General features: G+C 64.7%; 12 protein-coding genes. 5 read left to right on the top strand and 7 right to left on the bottom strand.

Going from position 1 to position 19,390, the window contains the following annotated elements:
• Positions 1-54: 54 nt before the first annotated feature.
• Positions 55-2,613 carry a TonB-dependent receptor plug domain-containing protein gene (locus FSB78_RS10410; protein ID WP_147082460.1) on the top strand — a complete coding sequence of 853 codons (2,559 nt, stop codon included), beginning with the start codon at positions 55-57 and terminating at the stop codon, positions 2,611-2,613.
• An 11-nt stretch (positions 2,614-2,624) separates the two neighbouring features.
• Here the strand turns inward: FSB78_RS10410 and FSB78_RS10405 are convergent, their stop codons facing one another.
• The 6 genes from FSB78_RS10405 to FSB78_RS10380 form a co-directional block, all read right to left on the bottom strand.
• Positions 2,625-3,464, bottom strand: coding sequence for a LysR substrate-binding domain-containing protein (locus tag FSB78_RS10405; RefSeq protein WP_147082458.1), 840 nt, complete (start codon positions 3,462-3,464; stop codon positions 2,625-2,627).
• Between the two features lie 107 nt (positions 3,465-3,571).
• Entirely contained in the window at positions 3,572-4,243 is a 672-nt protein-coding gene (locus FSB78_RS10400) for a peroxiredoxin-like family protein (protein WP_147082456.1), read from the bottom strand.
• 53 nt (positions 4,244-4,296) lie between these two features.
• Positions 4,297-5,634, bottom strand: a complete 1,338-nt coding sequence (locus FSB78_RS10395) for an LLM class flavin-dependent oxidoreductase (protein ID WP_147082454.1) — start codon at positions 5,632-5,634, stop codon at positions 4,297-4,299.
• 500 nt (positions 5,635-6,134) lie between these two features.
• Positions 6,135-9,800: an NACHT domain-containing protein gene (locus FSB78_RS10390; RefSeq protein WP_147082452.1), complete on the bottom strand. Its 3,666-nt coding sequence runs from the start codon at positions 9,798-9,800 to the stop codon at positions 6,135-6,137.
• A gap of 65 nt (positions 9,801-9,865) precedes the next feature.
• Positions 9,866-14,005 (bottom strand): NACHT domain-containing protein, encoded by a 4,140-nt coding sequence (locus FSB78_RS10385; protein WP_147082450.1) that lies wholly within the window; start codon positions 14,003-14,005, stop codon positions 9,866-9,868.
• Positions 14,006-14,487: 482 nt separating this feature from the next.
• The gene (locus tag FSB78_RS10380) at positions 14,488-15,384 is read right to left on the bottom strand and encodes a LysR family transcriptional regulator (protein WP_242008186.1); all 897 of its coding nucleotides are present in this window, start codon (positions 15,382-15,384) and stop codon (positions 14,488-14,490) included.
• Between the two features lie 116 nt (positions 15,385-15,500).
• Here FSB78_RS10380 and FSB78_RS10375 point away from each other — a divergent pair, with 116 nt between their 5' ends.
• A complete protein-coding gene (locus FSB78_RS10375) occupies positions 15,501-16,169 on the top strand; it encodes a glutathione S-transferase family protein (protein WP_147082448.1) in 669 nt (222 codons plus the stop codon).
• Positions 16,170-16,367: 198 nt separating this feature from the next.
• On the opposite strand, the gene FSB78_RS10370 is transcribed toward FSB78_RS10375, so the two are convergent.
• Positions 16,368-16,961, bottom strand: a complete 594-nt coding sequence (locus FSB78_RS10370; protein WP_147082446.1) for a TetR/AcrR family transcriptional regulator — start codon at positions 16,959-16,961, stop codon at positions 16,368-16,370.
• 125 nt (positions 16,962-17,086) lie between these two features.
• Between FSB78_RS10370 and FSB78_RS10365 the strand changes: the two genes are divergently transcribed.
• The 3 genes from FSB78_RS10365 (at position 17,087) to FSB78_RS10355 (ending at position 19,315) form a co-directional block, all read left to right on the top strand.
• Positions 17,087-18,112, top strand: coding sequence for an NADP-dependent oxidoreductase (locus FSB78_RS10365; RefSeq protein ID WP_147082444.1), 1,026 nt, complete (start codon positions 17,087-17,089; stop codon positions 18,110-18,112).
• Positions 18,109-18,507: a nuclear transport factor 2 family protein gene (locus FSB78_RS10360; RefSeq protein WP_147082443.1), complete on the top strand. Its 399-nt coding sequence runs from the start codon at positions 18,109-18,111 to the stop codon at positions 18,505-18,507. Before FSB78_RS10365 ends, FSB78_RS10360 begins: the two co-directional genes overlap by 4 nt.
• Positions 18,508-18,574: 67 nt before the next feature.
• On the top strand, positions 18,575-19,315 hold the full coding sequence (locus FSB78_RS10355) for an SDR family NAD(P)-dependent oxidoreductase (protein WP_147082441.1): 741 nt from the start codon (positions 18,575-18,577) through the stop codon (positions 19,313-19,315).
• Positions 19,316-19,390 lie beyond the last annotated feature (75 nt).

Here is a 19,390-nt window from a genome sequence, read left to right as displayed (position 1 = left end):
CCGCCACGTCCCTTCGGGGCGATCGACGGCGCATGTCCAGCTCAGGGACTTTCCATGACGACTTTCCGCCTGCTCTCCGGCGTTGCCTTCGCCGCCCTCGCCACCACGGCCAGCGCGCAGCAGCTACCAGTGCAACTCGCCGCCGTCGATCGCGCGCCGCCGATCCCCACAGCCGCGAATCCCGGCGCCGCGGCGCTCGCGGAAGGCGACGACATCATCGTCACCGGGGTGCGCGGTACGCAGCCCCGCACCGTCGCGAACAGCCCGGTGCCGATCGACGTCATCGGCAGGCAGGAACTGCAGGCGACGGGGCGCACCGGCCTGAAAGAAATACTCGGCGCGCTCGTCCCCTCGCTGACGATGCCTGCGCTGGGCGGCGGCGGTACCTCGGCCAGCGTCAAGCCGATCGCGATCCGTGGCCTGTCGGGCGACTATCTGCTCGTCCTCGTCAACGGCAAGCGCCGCCACACCACCGCGCTGATCAACAACCTGTCGCGGGTGTCGGGGGGATCGACGCCGGTCGATATCGACCTGATCCCGACCAACGCAGTCGCCCATATCGAGGTGATGCGCGACGGTGCCGCCGCACAATATGGATCGGACGCGATCTCGGGCGTGATCAACATCATACTCGACGACACCAAGCAGGGCGGCGCGTTGTCGCTGACCGGCAGCCAGCTCTATTCGAAGGGCGCGCCGCTGGCGCAGGCGAACCTCGGTTATGGTACGCGGATCGGCGACCAGGGCGGCTTCGTGCGCCTGTCCGTCGAAGCCAAGTTCCACGATCGTGCCGACCCCTCGGCCGAAGCGGTTCCGCGCATCCTGCCGCTGGTGAACGGCCAGCCCGATCCGCGCGAGGCGGAGCTGAACCATGTCTATGCTGGCGGCTATGGCCGATCGAACCGCGACGCGGTGGCGGTCGGCTCGCTCAACGCCGAGCTGCCGGTCGGCGCGGTGACGGCCTACAGCTTCGGCACGCTCAGTCACCGCGACATCAAGGACGCGCGCGGCGCCTATATCCCGTCGAACACCGGCTATGGCGGCCAGACCAACACCAGCGCTTTCGCGGTGTTGCCACAGATCTACCCGACCGGCTTCCAGGCCTATCGCCGGATCAAGGAGACCGATTTCCAGGCCACGGTCGGCCTGCGCGGCGACCTTTCCGGCTGGGCGTGGGATTTGAGTTCCAGCTATGGCCGCGACCATGTCTGGCTCGGTGCGGAGAACACGCTGAACCCGTCGATCGGGCCGACCAGCAAGCATGATTTTTACCTTGGCACGCAGAACCAGGACCTGTGGGCGAACACCGTCGATGTCACCCGCGACTATGATATCGGCCTCGCCAAGCCACTGACCGTCTCGCTCGGTGCGGAACATCGCTGGGAGCGGTTCCAGAGCCAGGCGGGCGAACCCGACAGCTATCGCAACGGGGGCTATCAGATTCCGAAGGACTCGACCCCGTTCGGCCAGCTGTACGGCGGGCTGTTCCCGTCGCCGGGACTGGTGTCGTTCACCGGGACCTCACCCGCCGATGCGACCTCGCTCAACCGCAGCAACGTGGCCGGCTATATCGACCTGTCGACCAACCCGACCGACGCGTGGTTTATCGGTGCGGCCGGACGGTTCGAGCATTACAGCGACAGTGCGGGGGACACCGCAAGCTGGAAGGTCACCAGCCGCTACGAGATCGCCCGCGGCCTCGCGATCCGCGGCGGCGTCAACACCGGCTTCCGCGCACCTTCGCTGGCGCAGACCGGCTTCTCAACGACGCAGAACACCACGACAGTGATCGGCAGCGCACCGGTCTCGACGATCTCGAAGTTCCTGCCGGTCGACAGCGCCGCGGCGATCGCGCTCGGTGCGAAGCCGCTCACGCCCGAAAAGTCGCTCAACTACACCGCCGGCATCACCTATGAAGCCGGCTCGCTGCATCTCACGCTCGATGCCTATCAGATCCGCGTCGACGACCGCATCGTCAAGACCGAGTTCCTCGGCACCGCGGCGAACGGCGGCAGCGCGATCCGCACCATCCTGCTCGCGAACGGCGTCACCGGCGTCGACAGCGCTCAGTTCTTCACCAACGCGATCGACACGCGCACCCGCGGGATCGACGCCGTCGCCGACTATACGCTGAAGAGCAGCGCGCTCGGTACCTTCCGGTTGAGCGCGGCGTATAGCTACAACAAGACTCGGATCCTGGGCATCGCGGCCAATCCGTCGCAGCTCAGTACGCTCAACGTGACGCTGTTCGGCCGCCAGGCGCAGCGCGACCTGGTCGTCGCGCTGCCGCATTCGAAGGTGATCCTGACCAACGCTTGGTCGCTGGGCCGCGTCCACGCGCTCGCCCGCGCCACGCGCTACGGAAAATACACCGAATCCAGCAACGTCGCGACGGGCGACCGGACGTTCGGGGGCAAGTGGGTGGCCGATCTCGATATCGGCTATGACTTGAGCGAGCATCTCACGCTCGCGGCCGGTGCGAGCAACCTGTTCGACGCCTATCCCGATCGCCGCGGCCTGATCGCGACCGACGGCTCCGGCGCCTATGGCAATTTCGCGCCGTTCGGACTGAGCGGCGGATCCTATTATGTCCGCGCCGGGATCACGTTCTAAGCTGGGGACGATCAATCGAGCGCTTGGATGGTTTCGCGCGCGAGGTCGGCGAGCCGCCGGGTGGGGGCGTCGAGCGTGTCGGCGGTCTGCAGAATCGAGGCGACCCGCGGCAGCGGTGGCAGCAGATGCGCGTCGAGCGCCGCGACGTCGCGCAGGAACAGATGCGTCCGGCAGGTGAGGCCGAGCCCCGCCGACACCGCCGAGCGCAGGGTGGTGAGGTTGGGCGTCTCGACGGTGATGCGATACGGCCGCCCGGCCTCATCCAGCGCGCGGATCGCCGCCTCGCGGAACCGGCATGGGGTCTCGAGCACGGCGAGCGGAACGACGCTGCGCCGCGCGAGGCTCGCGTCGCCATACCAGCTCATCGGCGCGGTCGTGATCGCGCTGGGGTCGGCGCTCGCGGAGAACCCCAGGATGATGTCGAGCTGGCGCCGCTCCAGCAGACCCTGCAGTTCCGCGGTGCCGGCGACGCGAGCGTAGATCTGCGCATCCGGGTGGAGTTCGGCAAAGCGCGCGAGTAGCCCCGTCAACAGCGTCTCGGCGAAGTCCTGCACCATGCCGACGCGCGCGGGGCCGGCGAACCGCCCGGAGCTGATCGCTGCGATCGCCTCATCGTGCAGGTCGAGGACGCGCCGCGCGTAATCGAGCATCATGTCGCCGGCCGGCGTGAGGGTCAGCCGGCGACCCTCGCGGACGAACAGCGACTGTTGCAGGAGTTCTTCGAGCCGCTTGATCTGCAGGCTGAGCGCGGACTGGGTGACGAAGACCTGTTCGGACGCGCTGAGCATCGATCCCGAATCCACGATCGCCACGAAGCTTCGGAGCAGGGTCGTCGGCAGGTTGACGGGCATGCAGAATCCTTCGGGGCACGTCAGGTGCACCTCGAAGGTATCGGCCGGTCTCTAAATCCCATCCAGTCAGTATGGGTTTGGGCTGGGCAATATATTCTGGGGGCGTGCTAGGCTGCGGCGGCGAGCTCCAGCCGCGCGACCGCGGCGAGGATCACGGGGGCTTCGGTGCGGACCAGCCAGTCGGGGCTGACGTCGACGAAGCGCACGATGCGGTCCTGGTCGATGACGATCACGGTGGGTTGCGGCAGTTCGCTGGTGCCGATCCCGGTCAGCTCGCCGATCCAGCCGGGTGCGGTCTCCGCGGGCACGTCGCCGCGCGCAAAGGTAATCCCCAGGCGCCGCGCGAGCGTATTGTCGCGGTCGGCGGCGACGGCGAAGTGCAGATCATGGCGATCGCGGATCGCGCCCAGGCTGCGCTCGGGCAGATGCGGGCTGACCGCGACCAGCCGGATCCCCGCCGCGTCGAGCGCCGGTCGCAGCTGCCGGTCGTAATAGGGCAGAGCGAGATTGCAGGCCGGGCAACCTGCGAAGCGGAAGAAGACCAGCACCCCGGGCCGGTCGGCGACCAGCGTCTCCAGGGTCAGCGGGGTACCGTCCGACCCGTCGAGCGTGAAGGGGGCGACGACATCGCCGACCTGCACGACCGTCGCCGGATCGAACGCCGCGACCAGCGCCGCGCGTTGTTCGATGTTCTTGGCGAGGCGCTCGGATGGCCAGGTTGCCACGCGGTCGGCGTGGAGTTTGACGAACTGGTCGGTCAGGCTTTCGATATGGGACATGCGTCCTCCTTGGCCGCACGGGGGCGGCAACAGATCGGGAATGGCGGGAACGATCAGGCGGCGGCGCGCGCGTCCCGCGCGGCGGTGTAGCGGTTCGCCGGCACCTCTAGCCCGAGACTGTCGCGGAACGTCTCGCCCTCATACGCGTCGCGGAACAGCCCGCGCGTCTGCAGGATCGGCACGACCTTGTCGACGAACAGTTCGAGTTGTCCCGGCAAGGGTTCGAAGATCACGAAGCCGTCTGCCGCGCCGCCCTCGAACCAGGCCTGCAGCGCATCGGCGACCGTCTCGGGCGACCCGACGAAGGCACCGCGCGGCGTCGCGAGGCGTTCGACCACCTGGCGCAGCGTGAGCTGCTCGGCGCGCACCTCCGCCAGGATGCGGTTGGCGCCGCTCTGCTGGCTGTTCTGGCCGATATGCGCGACGTCGGGGAACGGGCCGTCGAGGTCGTATTGCCGGAAGTCGTGGTCGTTGAACGTCCGCGCGAGGAACCCGAAACCGGTGTCGAGCGACTCCGACGCAGCGACCTCGCGGTAGCGCGCTTCGGCGTCAGCATCGGTATCGCCGATGAACGGCGTGATGCCGGGCAACACGAACAGCGTATGGGGCGCGCGCCCGAAGCCGCGCGCGCGCTTCTTGACGTCAGCATAGTAGCTGGCGCCTTCCTCGAACGTGGCGGCGGCGGCGAAGATTGCGTCGGCGCGCTTTGAGGCGAAGTTGCGCCCTTCGTTCGACCCGCCCGCCTGGAAGATCACCGGATGGCCCTGCGGCCCACGCTTGATGTTGAGCGGCCCGCGGACCTGGAAGAACTCACCCTGATGGTCGAGCCGGTGGAGTTTGTCGGGATCGACGAAGACGCCGCTGTCTTTGTCGCCGACCAGCGCGTCGTCCTCCCAGCTGTCCCAGAGGCCCTGTACGACGTCGAGATATTCGGCGGCGATCCGGTAGCGCACGTCATGCGCGGGATGCTCGGCCTTCGAGAAATTGGCGGCGGTGTCGCCGAGCCACGAGGTGACCACGTTCCACCCGGCGCGCCCGCCGCTGATATGGTCGAGCGAGGCGAACTGGCGTGCGACGTTGAACGGCTCGGAATAGCTGACCGTCAGCGTGCCGACGATGCCGATGTGCGACGTCACGGCCGCCAGCGCGGACAGGATCGTGATCGGCTCGACGCGGTTGAGGTAATGCGGGCTCGACTTCTCGGTGATCGACAGGCTGTCGGCGACGAACACGAAATCGAACTTGCCGCGTTCGGCGAGCAGGGTCTGCTGCTTGTAATGCGCGAAATCGGTGCTGGCGGTGACGTCCCTGCCGGGATGCCGCCAATCGTTCCAGGTGCGGCCGACGCCGTGGAGGATGAAGCCGAGCTTGAGCTTGCGTGGCTGCGTCATGAACCTGTTCCTCATTGCGGAGACGATGGTTCGGGATAGGACGCGGGCGGACCCGGGACGAACGCGGATTGCTCAATCGCTGATGAGAATAGCGAATAGCGGCATCGCCAGATAGTGGCCGCTTTGCGCACTACCGCGGCAAATGCCGATCGTCTGCAGCCGGCCAATCTCTGTCGTTCTGCGGTGCCGGTCCGGCAAACGCCGGACGTCGGATCTTGGCAAGACCTGCCGCTCGACAGGTCGCTGATGAACGGCAGAAATGTCCCAGAACGCGCCGACCGGTGCCGACCAGCTCAAGACATTCAGCGTTGGCGATGGGAGCGTCGGCTTTCGCTAAAACTCGCCATTCGGCTCCAGCAAACCGGCCGGTCGGCTTTGCGCCCCAATTTCGGCCTTTCGGAGCGAGCTTACGCGATCAAAAAAGCGGTCATTTGGTCAATGCCTGTCGAACAGATTTCCGCGGACGCCGACCGGACTTTTGCAGTCCGATCACCTCCACATCATGCCTGTTTGCGCTTGTCCCTCTCCGCTTCCGCGACTTTTCGAACATCACTTCGCTGATCGCCCAGCGCTTCCGTAAGTGCGGCATTGTCCAGGTCCCCTAAAGCGATGCGCAGTTTCAGCAGCGCCTCGAGCGGACTTGGGCCCTGGACATTCTTGTCCGGCTTTTTCGCCTCATGAGCTTGCCAATCGGCGTAGGACGCCGCGGCAGGCGTCGCATCGATTACCTGACCGTCCTCGACCAAAGCTAGCCCGAGCTCCGCTGCCGCGGTTACCGTCGAGGCGTAGCGATCATCGAGGCCCAGTGCGATCGCGGCACTGAGACCTTCTGTCACTGGCGGCCTGAGGTGCTCCAGCACGCCAAAAATATACTCAGCGCCCCATGAAAGCGGTGACGAAAGGCGCTCGACAAGCACCTCAGTTGCACTCTTTGCCGAAAGTTTCGCGTGGGCGATCTCCGCCCCAGCCCAAAGCGAAGCCCCCCGCGCCCCCGCCAATATCCGGCGCGCATCATCCTGGGTAATCTCTACCGACTCCAGAAGGTTGCCCGCGACATAGGCCAGCCATTTCGACCCGTGCCGGACAGCGGTTTCGAGGTGCCCCTTCTCCATGGCCAACGCGCTCGCCTTGTCCCACTCAAGCCTTGGCATGTCGATGGTCGGGAAATGTAGCGCGTAAGGCTTCGCGATCGGGTCGAGATCGAGGAAGCGGACTACTTCGCGCGCCTCCTTCGCCAGCGTTGCACCGTCGATGGTCGAGATCGCCACCATGGCCCGCATCGCGGTTTCAACCGCGCTCTCGTCATACGGGTCGGACCACTGGCCCAAATCGCGCTCGTTCACCCGACCGAACTCCGACAAGGAATAATATCCGGCGAACTGGAGAAACCGTTCAAAAGGATAGTCGGGCTTGGGCTGAGCGCTGTCCTCGTCCAGGGCCACGGCAACCGCGAGGGCGCGCAGCGCTCTGTTATGCGCTCGGCACTCGTCCTCAGGCGGATTGAGGAACCGATCCATCAGACTTTTCCCGCCTGTTTCCAGCGCGCGTAACGCGCTGTAACTAAGCCCGTGGGCACCTAGGATACGAGCAATGCGCGACTGGGTATTCGACCCCTGGAAGGCCTCATGCCGCAGATATAGCTCTGCAAAGGCTTCCATGGCAGCGGGCGGCTGAGCTTCGAGCGCCGCGATGCCGACGGCGCCAACCAGATCTAGATCGTCCGTCGGGCGCAGTACGAACATCCCGCCTTTGCTATATCGCGAATCGGTATTGGGCAGCAGGTCCGCAAGCGCTGCCTCGAGACGATCCGCGCTGAACCCCGTCTTGTCGGCGGAGACGCTACAGGCCCAGGCGGTCAGCCGGGTGGGGAAGTCCTTGGCTTCCAGTCGCTCCGCCGCCAGCGGCAGGACAACAGCTGACCGCCGAGCCGCCAGCTTCATTACGGCAACGCCAATCGCAAACTTCTTCTTTGCCCCCGCTTCGATCGCATCGAAGGCCATGATCGCGAGCTCGCTTGCGACCGTGTCGTCGGTCCGCGCGTCCGGGTCAATCGCCACGGCAAGCGCGCGTTCCACTTGCCCGTCATATCCAGCAGAGCCGCGCGCCAGGAACTGGCGTGCAATATCGTTCCCATAGCCCAGCCCGCTGGCAAACGTCGTCACCTCGGTCCAGTCCGGCAATTCGATGATACGCGCCAGCTCGCCTGCCCGGGCCTCCGGTTCCATGCCCACGATATGACGCGCGGCTGCGAACTCGGCGAAGGTCTTATGCACGAAGGTCAGCATCTCGACGCCGTCATGGTGAACGGCCTCGATCAGCCCGGCGCGCTCCCAATAGCGAAGCGCAGCCTCGACAATGCTGGTCGCGGCGAGCTTGGTCTTGCCCAGCGCGGTGGCCAATTCCTGTGCGCCTCGATCCACCAGGCTGACCTTTGCGACAAGCGGGTCCCCGACCACCGTCCAGCCCAGCACGTCGAGCACATAGCCTGCGATCTGCGCCGACAGATCCTCCGGGCGCTCAATCCCGTCGCCGCTTTCGAACAACGCGATAAGCTGCTCGTAGAGTTTGGGCCGTGTCTCCGGAAGACACCCTTGGCGATGGAGAAGCGACGCCGCCATGCCGAGAGCCAGCGGACTTATCGCTATCGCATTCGGGTTGGATGTGCCCTCGAGTTCCTTGCGCGCGAGTTCGTGCGCTTCCCCGCGCGACGACTCATCGGACAGAGCGGCCAGCAAACTGCCGAGATTGTACGAGCCGGAACTGCTGCTCGGTGCGATGAGCCGATAATGCTGCCACTGAGAAAGCTGCGTCGATGTGTATCCGATCGGCCTCGTCGTGACGATAATTCGCGCCCTGGGATGGCCCACCGCATAGGCCTGGATTCCAGCGGCCACCGCTTCGTGCCGGGCGCCGCAATCGTCGAGACCATCCGCGATCACCACGATGTCCGAAAGGCGTGCGCGATCGAAAGCCTCGACCGTGACAGGCGATCCATCCAGACCGAGCTTCTTGAGCGCGGACTCAAACCCTTCGCCGCGCAGCATTGCCGCAGCCACCTGCTTCAAAGAGACGAGCAGGACCGGATAACCGTCCGACGCGTACTCATATGCCAATTTTGTCGCGAGGGTCGATTTGCCGAGACCGGGTCCGGCCTGGATCACAGCCCGGCGACGAAAGCGTCCCGTCCACTCAGCGTCATATTCCCGGTCGGAACGCGGACCGCCCAGTGATCCGTCGTGATAACGAGCCAGGGCTTTGTGGGCGCTTTCGGCGGGTGGCAGCTCGAACGGTATCTTGACCATCAGCATGTCGATCAGCGCTGACAGTGGCAGCCGTTTGCGCGTCGCCGAAAGCGTGAACCCGTCGCGGGTCTCCATGACCCAACGCGCTAGACGTGAGGCAATTCCCGCCGCACCGTCACTGTCGCTCAGCACAATGCCGTTCGATGTCAGCAGACGGATCAGGCGCGGCATGTCGGCACGGCCGCGCTGCTCCATCATAGTCACGGCATCTTCGTACAAAACCTGCCAGACGTGATCCGCGTCCGCCGCAGTTTTGCACGTCGCGGCGAGCAAAGTGCTGGCCAGCCGTCGGTCCACGTCATCTGCGGCCAGCCCGTGCACGACCTGCACCCGCAGCCGGGAGCATACCAGCTGAGGATCGAGCCCGTCCTTTAGAAGCCGTGCGAGCCAGTCCTTGCCGATCCCGGACAGCATGTCAGTACGCCCCTGGCTAATCCGCTCGATGTCTCGGGCCAATTCTCCGCGAACCGTCCCGCTGCTGTCGGGAGCCACAGCCAGCACACCATAACCGAGGCTGCCGCTCGCCAAGGCCAATGCAAGGGCGTCGAGGGCTTCCCAAAGCGCTGCGCCTTTCTGCAGGCCCTTCTTGGCCTGGACCTCCACGACGCGACCGTCTGCGAGCTCGAGACGAAGATCATCTCCCGGGCCCTCGGATTCAGCCCAGATCGCGATAGGCGTGTCATCGACTACGCCCCGCAGCCAGCCAAGCGGCTTGCCCGCCAGAAGATGGGCCGCCGCGACTGCGGTGAGGGTCGCCTGGAAATTGGTGCCGCCCGCGGCGGCAATTCCACCGCCCGGCTTCTTCGCCTTGGACGCAGTCTTCTTTACAGGGACGGATGCGCCGGATTTCTTTGGTAGGGCCATGGTGAATTCTCGATAACGACGTGACCGCGCACGGTCACCGCAGTGCAGGGTGGCCGGCCGACATACTAGGCAGGCGGTGGGCCGGATTTTGATTTGGGTGAACGGCCTGCGCGCTTGGGCGCCGGCGCCTTGGTGTTCGCCTTGCCGGTCATTCCAGCCTTTGGCTTGGCCTTCACCTTGACGTTGCGCTGACCGTCAGGCGAGCCGGTGACGTTGATCACGTAGACGTCGATCTGGGATCTCCGACCTTCAGGAATACGATCGATCAGCATCCGTCTGAGTTCGCCAGGGCTCGTCGGCATGGTCTCCCCGGCCGGGTGCGCCGGGAGGTTTTTTCCGGGCACGTCTCCGAACCACAACACGATATAGACGCCGCGCCCGGATGCCCGCCAATCATGCGTGTAGCGCGCGTCGAGCTGCTCGACCGGCGCATCCCAGACATCCTTGTGCCACTGCCCCTTGATCTCGACAGGGAGCCCGAGCGAATCCTTGGCAACAGAAATGTCGGCGCGGGTTTGCCCGGGCATCTGCTCCTCGGGTCCGAAGCGCACCGATTTGGGAAGCTCGCCCGAAATCTGCTCGATCAAGCGGTTCCGGCAGTAGTTCTCGATATGCGGCTTGTCATCTTTCCAATAGACAACCCAGCTGTCGAGGCCACTTCCCTCCAGCTTCCTGCTCAGCAGCGCGATCCTATCCCCGAGGAACGCGCGCAGATCGTCCACGCTCTGCGGATCGTCCTGGATCGCGACCGCGCGCAAAAGGACCACGTCGCTTGGCCTGTAGTCATGATCGCTACGCACGCGCAGCTGAAGCTTCGCAGCGTGCCGAAGCGACTCTTCATGACCATTTGCCACCGTCTGACCGAGATGCGCTAACATATCAGTGGCAGCTGCCTCGGGCATCGCGCCCAGCTGATAGATACAGGCGTCGATGAAGCGGCTGGCGTCCCATTTGTTCGTATCGCCCGACGTGATCCCATCGGGGCGAGACGTATAGGGCCAGAGCGGCGCTAAGCTGGTGACCAAAAACCCGAGCTGCGCGATGGACAGCCGCGAGAGATTGAGATTTCCCCAGCGCGTCAGGGCTCGCCTCACGCCCCAGAGCAGTTCCCGATTGTCGCCAATCGCTTCGCGCAACACGTCGGCCCGTGCCTCGAAATCGAGGACGAACTCGGCGCATAGCCAGAGATCGACGGCATCCCGGTCGGCGCAGATCAGGTCGCGGGATGCAACGACCACCTTGCTGGCAGCAAGGTAATCGGCGGAGGCAAGGATGGCCAGCAGAAGATCTGCGAGTGCAAAGCTTGGAACCTGCGGAAACCGCAGTAACCATTCGCCGGCCAACTTGGCGGCCAGTTCGGTGAAGTCCGGCGTGTGTGTCAGCAGGTAAAGGTCCATCACATGGGCTGCGCTGACCTCAAGCTGCGGCTCGATACTGTCCCTGAAGAATTGCTCGGTCGCCGCCTCATCCGGTAGTGCTGCGGCCTGCAACGGTTCGCCGATGCCGAAATGGTCGGTACCATTCGACTCCGGATCGCGGCGCCAGCCCATCCAGGCCGATGCAAGCGTTGCGTACGGTAAATCAGCGATATCCTCACCGCGGCGGAGCATTTCGATCACTCCGACGACTAACGGAAGCTCGACATAGTACCGACCGTTTCCAGCATGCTCCGTGGCGATCTCGCGCGCCGTTGGAAGGTCGGTGCGGTGAGCCGCCGCGACGAAGCCGTCCAGGACATTGCCCGCTAGTGCCTCGCCCAACAGAACTGCTATGCGCTTCGGCCCGTCGTCCCCGTCCTCGTTCAATTCGTGGAAGCGCCCGAAATAGGCTCGGGCCGGCGTGTCCAGCGTGCCACCATGCCCTTTGGCGATGTCGTCAAGATGGTCAGCGAGAAAGGTGCGGTGTGAGGCGAAGACCTCCGACCGCCGCGCTTCCTCCTCGGCCTCCCATTCGAGATCCTCGGGATCCTCCTCCTCCATTGCGGGCGCGTAGGCCTCAATCAGCGCTAAACGCGCAGCGTCTCCATGCGCGCCAGCGATCGCAGCTGCCCTGACCTTCTCGGGTAGCCCGTCTCGCTGCCGCGCAATGCGCAAAAGGTCTTCCCAGACTTTGTCATTTCGCCCCTCAGTCGCGTCCGTAGCGTGCCACTGCTTCAGCAGGAACACTATGTCATCCTCGCTGGGCAGCAGACCGAGGCTCGAATCGGCGAGCCTGAAATAAGCCCGCCATGCATCCTGGTCCTTTGCCTTGAGCAGTAGCTCCGCGAGTACCTCGCGACGCAAATCCAGCTGCTCGCTGAAATATTCACGAAGCCTCGTGCGGCGCTTTTGATCATAGCCCTGCCTGCCGTCGAGCCAGCCCAGCCAGCGAATGCACTGGCTTGCGCTCGGCGGCGGCGCATGGCCAATCCGTGCGATCGCCAGCGCGCGCACCAGATCGCCCAACAGCCCCGCGGATTGCCCGGCGCCGCGAATGAACGGCTGTGCCTGCGCGGCGATCTCGTCCAGCCACGCATCCAGGACTGCGGGTCTCCGCTTCGCCAGCGCGCGGGTCGAGAAATGGACGCTGCGAATCTGCCGGGCCTCCGCTCGGCTCATCGGCTTCAACGTAAGCTGTGCTCGCGCAAGGACGACTGCGACCGCCTCCGCGATAGGCACGTCCTCGGTGCTGTCGTTCACCAACTCGTCAGCGGCAAGCCGGATGGAGTTCTGATCACCCAATTGCCAGAGCGCCCGGACTAGGTCCGCCCAGCTCTCGATCAGCCCAGCCGCCTTAATCGCGTCGAGAGCGGCATCACGCTGGTTGAAGCTGCGCGCAGGGTCGAGCAGCAGTGCGGTCAGCTCAGCCTTCATGTCCGCCGCTAGGGCACTTCCCGCCAAGGCTTCGAGGAGTAGCGCGCCGAGCGCGACGTGCCGGTCCCGGACCGCGAGCAGGCCAAGTATCTCGGACTTCAATTCGGGGCGCATCAGCGCGCTGGCGGGATGACGAGACCAATCTTCCGACCGGAAATAGGGATCCTCGTGCGACAACGCGGCCAGCGCCTTCAACAACGCGCGCGCATTCGCGAGCGGCATGCTATCGCCATCGCCGTAGCGCAGCACCCCATACGGATCGGCTGCGATGCATCGCTCCGCCAGCTCGGCGCTGAAATGGGCCGTCCAGGCGTGCAGCCCGCGAAGCGAGGTGGGCACATTCGCGCCCTGCAGCATCAGCGCGTGCAAACGGGCTGCCGATGCACCTCGCCCGGCGCAACCGGCAATCCATCTGGCGGCCAGGAATTCGGCGATCACCCGGTGCACGGGTACGAACAGGCCCTCGCCATCACGCTGGAAGAGGCGCGTCTTCAGCGCATCCTCTATTGCCTCGCCCATCGGCAGGGTTCGGATACCGGACGCCGCCGCATACCCCGCGGGCGCCTTGGCAGGCGGACCGACGAAGACGCCGAGCTTGTCGCCCAGCAGGATCGCGGCACACGCGGCACCGGCCGCCTGGAGCAATTCCTCCGGATCGCGCAGCGCATGCGCCCGATCCTGATGCCGCGCATTTTCCTCGCTTAGCAGCAACCTCGATGCGGCATCGAGCAATCCTGCCCGGCTGGCCGGCAATTGCTGCTCGGACTCCGCGATCTCGCCGATCAGTCGCAATGTGAGAGGGTTGCCGTAAATGTCCCGCAGACCATGCGTTACCAGATGCTCAAGCACCGCGTCGGCGTCGACCGACGGGAAACGCGTCTGCAAATAGTCGCGTGCCTGGTCGACGTGGAACGCCTCGAGCACCAGCACAACCGCATCGCGTCCATAGTCGTCGCTGATCCTGGCGCGGTCGGTGGCTCCTCGCCAATCCGCCGCTCTGCACGACAGGATGAAAGCGGGATTGCCGAGCTCGGACAATTTGGTGAGCACCGCTTCGACGCCCCCGCCAGCGACATTCGCACCGATTTCGTCAACCCCGTCGATGACCAGCGTGGTGGCGTCACCAACCAGCAGCTGCGGATTGGCATTCCGAACAAAGCTGCCCGCGCGCAGAAGCACATGGCCCGTGGTATCGCCGAGCGTCTTCATCAGCACACTCTTCCCGGCGCCCGGATCTCCGACGATCACGATCGGAGCGGGCAGCGCCGCGATCTGGTCTTCGCCGAGATCGCTTATGCCGTCTGCACCCCGGTCCCAGGATAGTCGGCGCGCCAGAGGGGGAAGGTCGGACATGGATGAATCTTTACCGGGCCAACCTCGGATACGAAACCTGTTCGGTTGCTTCGTCCACAGCTTTCACCGCCGATTCCGATTACTTCTCGTGTAGCTCTACGTTTCAGCGCGTGCTCGGGGCGGGGGCTTCCTCTGAGGCCGAGCCCCGTGGTCTCGGCACACCTTATCTGCGGGGAGCGTCCCGCAGCAACGCGCACGGTCCGTTTTGGCAGTCTGGCGACTATGAGCAGTCAGGCCGCATCGGCCCATCTCCAGTCGATTTCCGATGGCCGTTCGGGGAAGCACTGGACGTCCGCTACTAGCGCGACCTGCCGTTCGAGGCATCACCTCGTAAGGGCAGGAAAGTCCCAAATCCCGCCGTTTAGCGTCGGGAGCGGCGTGGGCCCTGGAGACCAATCCCAAACATGAATGAATGGCGGAAGTCGGGGAGCCGGGATGGCGGCCTGAACGACCGGGTTTGGGTCTGACGCCCGCAGTGCTGCTCAGGCCGCCGCGCCGAGCGATGCTGCGAGGTGATCCACAATCGCTCGCACCTTCGCAGAAAGTCTCGGGCCGGCCGGGAAGATTGCAAATACCTCAGCCGGGTCGAGCTCGTACCCTTCGAGCAGCTGCACGAGCTGGCCGGAGCGCAGCTCCTCTCCCGCCATGACGCGGGTGCCGAGGGAAAGGCCGAGGCCGGCCACTGTGGCCGCCAAGACACCCGGGGCCGAGTTGATCCAAAGCCTCGCATGCACATCGACCGACGTGACGGTCTTGTTGTGCCGGAAACGCCAACTCTCGCTCCCGAACGAGCCATGCTGAAGGATACAGTCGTGACTGATCAGATCCGTCGGCGTAGCGGGCGTGCCATGGGTGGCGAGGTAAGCGGGCGCCGCGATCACCACTCGCTCGATCAGCGCGAGTTTACGCGCGCCGAAGGCAGAGTCGTCCAAGGGGCCTACGTTGATGCGGATAGCGAGGTCGACGCCGTCCGTGATGAGGTTCTGGCGCGCGTCACTCATGGACAGCTCGACTTTCAGGTCGGAATGGCGGGCCAGGAACGGCGCCAGCACCGGGATGATCGCGCGCGTGCCGTACATGAGTGGCATCGCGAGCCGGATCACACCGTGAAGTGAGTCCAAGCCTCGCGTCGCCTGCTCTGCCTCTTCCATCTCGGCGAGAAGGCGTCTGGCGCGCTCCAGATAAAGGGCACCGGCGTCGGTCAGCGAAAGACTGCGGGTGGTGCGCAGCAGCAGCGTCGTGCCGAGCCGCGCCTCCAGCATGCCGACGATCCGCGATACAGAGGGCTGAGACAGCTTCAGTTCGCGCGCAGCGCGCGAAAGGCTGCCGCTGTCCGCTACGCGGACAAAAACGGTCATCTCCTGCCAGCGATCACTCATTCGAATCTCAGATAAATGTTGTTCGATCTGAATAGATACACTGCATCTCGCTGACGACCTATTTTCCGGGTCACGGCTCCCATTCCCAACCCCATCGAAGAGAAAGCGTCCCTGCAATGGCTATCAAAATCTACGGCGACCCCGGTTCGGGCAGCCGCCGCCGCGTGACCGCAGCCGCGGCCGCGATGGGCATCAACATCGAGATCGTGAACATCGATCTCTTCAAGGGCGAGAGTCACACGCCGGAGTTTCTGGAACTGAACCCACATGGCTTATCCCCCGTCATGGTGGACGGCGACTTCGTCCTCTACGAGTCTGCGGCGATCAATCTCTACCTCGCCGAGAAGGCGGGCAGCGATCTGGCGGGCCGCACCACCGAGGAGCGGTTTCAGGTCCTGCAGTGGATGTTCTGGTCGGGTGAGCAGTGGCGCATTTATGCGACGCTCACCTTCGACGAGGTGCTCGGCAAGAAGTTCATGGGCCAGTCCGCGGACGAGACGATCATCAAGCTGGCGGCCGACAAGATCCGCGCAGCCGCCGCGGTGCTCGACGCTCATCTCGCCAAGCACGACTACATCGTGGGTGACCGGCTCACACTGGCCGACTTCGACATCGCCGGACCGTTCTCGCAGAACGAGCGGACCAAGATCCCGCTCAACGACTTCCCAAACTTGGTCGCCTGGCAGCAGCGCCTGCTTACCGACGTTGCAAGTTGGGCGGCGACGAAGCGCGAGGTCGACGAGCGCATCGACGGTGCGCTGGCCGCGGCCGGCGTCAAGCTTTGAAAGCGTGGCGCGGGCGTCCTTGAACGACGACTGTCGCCATGCTTTAGCCACTGCTGCAGGGAACGTCGTAGTTCGGTAGCCGCGCCTACATTTTTAGATGAACGATCGTCCGGTTTCAGGAAGCGGAAATCTGGCCATGAGCGGCAAGTTCTGGGTCTATGCGGTTAGGGCCGCGATCTTAAACTGTTCGATTGTGCTCTAAGTCGCCGTGCCCGTCGGCCACGTGTGCAGCGCCTGTTGTACAACCTTAAGTAGCACCTCGTGCGAGAAGCCGGCTTTCGCCTGCACCGCAATGCCGTGTGCGACCGCTAAGAGATAGGCTGCAAGCGTGGCGGGTTCTGCGTCGACGGGCAGATCGCCCTCAGCCTTCGCTTTCTCGAACCGTTTGATTAACGCTGTTTCGCCCTCAGCGCGCCACGCGATCAGCGCTTGCCGGGCAGGCTCGGCGTCATCCGACCCAGCGAGGGCGCCGTTGAGGCCGAGGCAGCCGGTGCGATCGGGGAAGCGCGTGCTGAGCTCCGCCGCGCCTTCCAAAACCTGCGCCGCAACCTGCCGCGAAGTCGGCTGGCCGAGCGCCTCCCATACGTAGCTGCCATAGTTGCTGCCGTAGCGCTTTAGCGCCTGAAGGAAGAGCGCCTCCTTATTGCCGAAAGCTGCATAGAGTGCGGGTCGCTCGGCCCCGGTCGCCGCGACGAGGTCGGCGTAGGACGTGCCCTCGTAGCCTTTGCGCCAGAAGACGCCGAGCGCGGCCTCGAGCGCGGCTTCGACGTCAATCTTACGCGGTCTCGGCATTGCTGCCTCCGGTCTGTTTCATAACAGCCGTTATAAAACCGCTTGACCCCCAAAGTCGAGGATCATAACGGGCGTTACGTAACGTCCGTTATGATATCCAGTGGTGCTTCACCGAAGGAGGCTGAATGCCGAAGTTCAATCGCCAACACACTCTCGCGGTCCGCCCGCAGGGGCCTGCCAAGCTGAGCGACTTTAAGCTCGTGGAAAGCGCGGTGCCATCGCTTGACGATGGACAGGTGGTGTTCCGCAACACGCTGTTCTCGATCGACCCATACCAGCGCAACCTGATGGGCAACGGCTCGTCCGAGTGGCCGACGATCGACATCGGCGATCCGATGGGCGGCCCTACGGTGGGGATCGTCGAGGAGAGCCGGAATCCCGAATTCGCCATCGGCGACCATGTTCAGTCCTGGGTGGGCTGGCAGGATTACGGCCTTTCGGACGGCTCCGACCTGCGTAAGCTCGATCCCACGGTTGCGCCGCTCTCCACCGCGCTCGGCCCGCTCGGCCTGACCGGCTTCACCGCCTGGTACGGGATGACCAAGTTGCATGACTTCAAGCCCAGCGGGACGCTCGTAGTGACCGGGGCTGCCGGCTCAGTCGGCTCGTTCGCCGCTCAGCTCGGCAAGCTGCGCGGCCTCCGCGTCGTCGGCGTCGCGGGCGGCGCCGACAAGGTCGCGTACCTCAAGAACAAGCTCGGGCTCGATGACGCGATCGATTACAAGGCGTCGGACTTCAAGGAGCAGGTCGCGCGTGCGCTGCCGGGCGGGATCGACGCGTTCTTCGAGAATGTCGGCGGGCCGGTGTTCCCAGTGCTGATGGAGCATTTCAACCCGCACGCGAAGATGACGCTCTGCGGCACCATCTCGGACTATAGCGATACCGAGCTGCCGACCGGCACCAACTACCTGCCTCGCCTCATCACAATCATCCACTATCGCTTTCTCGACATCAAGGCGTTCGCGACGCCCTACGTCATGGACACCTTCCCCGAGTTCCTGGCGGAGGCGACGCCGTTGGTGACGGACGGCCGCATCAAGTACGGCGAGGAGTTCGTCGACGGCTTCGACACGCTGCCCGAGACCTTCCTCAGGCTGTTCGATGGCAGCCACAGCGGTAGGAAGCTGATCGTCCGGAACGACCGAACGTGAGCACCGCGCGCAACAAGGAGGTCGTGCAGGCCTACATGGACCTGTTCGGCCGTGCCGACATCGACGGCCTGCTGGCGATGATGACCGAGGACGCAACCTGGACGATCGTCGGTAAGCCCCACCTGTTCGCAGGCGTCGGAGAGAAGTCCAGGGGGGAAATCGAGAACATCTGGCGCAAGCTCTACGCCGGGATTGACGGCGGCCTCGATATGGCGGTGACCGGGATGATCGCCGAAGGCGACCAGGTGGCGGTGGAGGTCGTTTCGCACGCCCAGCTGACGAACGGCACGGTGTACGAGAACGCCTACCACTTCCTCGTCACGGTGCGGGACGGCCGGATCGCCGCGGTCAAGGAATACACGGACCTCATGCACGCAGCCGAAATCTTCGGCTGATCCCACACGGCGCACCTGGGCAGCTGCCCTACGGAGCCGTGCGCGCACGATCAAAAGGAACATCGACATGACTGACCTGACCGGAAAGCGTGCCCTGGTAACGGGCGGCTCACGTGGCATCGGCGCCGCGATCGCGGTAGCCCTTGCGAAGGCCGGCGCGGACGTCGCCATCAGCTACGAACGTGCGGCCGACCGCGCCCGTGAGGTCGTGGAGCGGATAGAGGCCACGGGACGGCGCGGCATCGCGATTCAGGCAAGCGCGGCCGATCCCGAGGCGATCGAGGCGATGGTGGCGCAGGCGGCCGAGGCGTTCGGCGGGCTCGACATCCTCGTCAACAACGTCGGCATCGCGCGCGTCGGCGCTATCGCCGACATGAGCCTAGAGGATATCGATGCGCTGCTGCACGTCAACGTCCGCGGCACGATCCTGACCACGCAGGCGGCGATCCCGCACTTGAGCGAGGGCGGCCGCGTTATCACCATCGGCTCGAACGTCGCGGAGCGCGTGCCTTTCCCGAACCTCACCATGTACGCGTTGACCAAGTCGGCGCAGCTGTCGTTCACACGCGGGCTGGCGCACGAGCTTGCGGAGCGCAAGATCACCGTAAACGTGGTGCAGCCCGGCCCGGTCGATACCGACCTCAACCCAGCAGAATCGGACACGGCGGAGTTCACCCGCAGCTTCACCGCGCTAAAGCGCTACGGCACTGTCGAGGAGATCGCCGCCGTCGTGACGTTCGTCGCAAGCCCCGCCGCGAGCTTTATCACGGGAACAGCCCTCACCGCCGACGGCGGCTTCAACGCCTAAAGGGCGGGTCGCGAGTGCGTCGGAGAACCTATGGTTCTCCGACGTCGCCACAACCATCGGAAACCGCAGCAAAAA

The organism is Sphingomonas ginsenosidivorax, from assembly GCF_007995065.1.
Taxonomy (GTDB): Bacteria; Pseudomonadota; Alphaproteobacteria; order Sphingomonadales; family Sphingomonadaceae; genus Sphingomonas; species Sphingomonas ginsenosidivorax.
This window is presented reverse-complemented; position numbering and strand designations above follow the sequence as displayed.